General features: G+C 57.4%; 1 rRNA gene. It reads left to right on the top strand.

What is annotated here, in order from left to right:
- Nucleotides 1–185: 185 nt before the first annotated feature.
- Nucleotides 186–1,707: ribosomal RNA gene (locus ACFO6V_RS28770) — 16S ribosomal RNA — on the top strand.
- Nucleotides 1,708–1,848 lie beyond the last annotated feature (141 nt).

The following is a 1,848-nucleotide window of genomic DNA, read 5'->3' as shown; positions in this document are numbered from 1 at the left end:
ACTCAACAGTGTGCTTGATAGTCAATGCCAATGTTTTAACCCCTTGGCGGGTGTGGCCTTGCTGACCATCCGGTTGGACGGGCCGCATTATCGTGGGGGTTGTTTTGGACAGATCTTAATCATCAGATTGGTCTGGCCGGTATCATTGTTCACGCTCGCCCTCGGGTGGGTGTGGATGTTTCTCTTTTACGGAGAGTTTGATCCTGGCTCAGGACGAACGCTGGTGGCGTGCTTAACACATGCAAGTCGAACGGTGAAGCCCAGCTTGCTGGGTGGATCAGTGGCGAACGGGTGAGTAACACGTGAGCAACCTGCCCCCTACTTCGGGATAAGCCTTGGAAACGAGGTCTAATACCGGATATGAGCACTTACCGCATGGTGGGTGTTGGAAAGTTTTTCGGTGGGGGATGGGCTCGCGGCCTATCAGCTTGTTGGTGGGGTAATGGCCTACCAAGGCGTCGACGGGTAGCCGGCCTGAGAGGGCGACCGGCCACACTGGGACTGAGACACGGCCCAGACTCCTACGGGAGGCAGCAGTGGGGAATATTGCACAATGGGCGAAAGCCTGATGCAGCGACGCCACGTGAGGGATGACGGCCTTCGGGTTGTAAACCTCTTTCAGCAGGGAAGAAGCGAAAGTGACGGTACCTGCAGAAGAAGCGCCGGCTAACTACGTGCCAGCAGCCGCGGTAATACGTAGGGCGCAAGCGTTGTCCGGAATTATTGGGCGTAAAGAGCTCGTAGGCGGTCTGTCGCGTCTGGTGTGAAATCCCATGGCTCAACTGTGGGCTTGCATCGGGTACGGGCAGACTAGAGTGCTGTAGGGGAGACTGGAATTCCTGGTGTAGCGGTGGAATGCGCAGATATCAGGAGGAACACCGATGGCGAAGGCAGGTCTCTGGGCAGTTACTGACGCTGAGGAGCGAAAGCATGGGGAGCGAACAGGATTAGATACCCTGGTAGTCCATGCCGTAAACGTTGGGCACTAGGTGTGGGGCGGGTTCCACTCGTTCTGTGCCGCAGCTAACGCATTAAGTGCCCCGCCTGGGGAGTACGGCCGCAAGGCTAAAACTCAAAGGAATTGACGGGGGCCCGCACAAGCGGCGGAGCATGCGGATTAATTCGATGCAACGCGAAGAACCTTACCAAGGCTTGACATGTACGAGAACGCGTCAGAGATGACGAACTCTTTGGACACTCGTACACAGGTGGTGCATGGTTGTCGTCAGCTCGTGTCGTGAGATGTTGGGTTAAGTCCCGCAACGAGCGCAACCCTTATCCTATGTTGCCAGCGGGTCATGCCGGGGACTCATGGGAGACTGCCGGGGTCAACTCGGAGGAAGGTGGGGATGACGTCAAATCATCATGCCCCTTATGTCTTGGGCTTCACGCATGCTACAATGGCCGGTACAGAGGGCTGCGATACCGTGAGGTGGAGCGAATCCCAAAAAGCCGGTCTCAGTTCGGATCGGGGTCTGCAACTCGACCCCGTGAAGTCGGAGTCGCTAGTAATCGCAGATCAGCAACGCTGCGGTGAATACGTTCCCGGGCCTTGTACACACCGCCCGTCAAGTCACGAAAGTTGGTAACACCCGAAGCTCACGGCCCAACCCGCAAGGGAGGGAGTGGTCGAAGGTGGGACTGGCGATTGGGACTAAGTCGTAACAAGGTAGCCGTACCGGAAGGTGCGGCTGGATCACCTCCTTTCTAAGGAGCTCATCTCCACCAGGCCCCACATAGTGGGGGTTGCCGGCCTTCGGGTTGGTGCTGGTGGCAGAGGCCATGCTCAGGCCGTACGCGTCTGGGATGGTTGCTCATGGGTGGAACATTGACGAAGAGTCGCCCTGT

This window comes from Promicromonospora alba (genome assembly GCF_042654905.1).
In the GTDB taxonomy this organism is placed as follows: Bacteria; Actinomycetota; Actinomycetes; order Actinomycetales; family Cellulomonadaceae; genus Promicromonospora; species Promicromonospora alba.
The sequence above is the reverse complement of the archived record's forward strand: the minus strand, read 5'-3'. Positions and strand labels throughout refer to the sequence as shown.